The following is a 305-nucleotide window of genomic DNA, read 5'->3' as shown; positions in this document are numbered from 1 at the left end:
TCGCAAGGCTGGAGTCGGGTCGAATCCCATTTCGACGCCTGGGGCCGTGAAGCGCACGCCACCATGTACCAGGACGACGGCAGCCGCGACTGGCACGACTACGACCAGGATGGCAGCCAGGGCTGGAGCGCGCTGGTCTCGCACTTCGATGCGTCGGGCCGCGAGGCCCATGCCAACCTGTACATGGACGATGGCAGCCGCAACTGGTACGACTACGACGAAACCGGCTCGCAGGCCTGGAGCCGGGTCGAGTCCCGCTTCGACACCTCGGGCCGCGAAGACGAAGCCAGCATGTTCTTCGACGA

1 protein-coding gene is annotated in these 305 nt (G+C 65.9%); it reads left to right on the top strand.

Features of this window, described 5'->3' with window-relative positions:
• Positions 1-305, top strand: a 305-nt coding sequence (locus APY03_RS42830) for a hypothetical protein (RefSeq protein ID WP_198161330.1), incomplete at both ends; no start/stop codon positions are given.

Origin of the sequence: Variovorax sp. WDL1, from assembly GCF_001541225.1 — a bacterium.
Taxonomy (GTDB): Bacteria; Pseudomonadota; Gammaproteobacteria; order Burkholderiales; family Burkholderiaceae_C; genus Variovorax.
The sequence above is the reverse complement of the archived record's forward strand: the minus strand, read 5'-3'. Positions and strand labels throughout refer to the sequence as shown.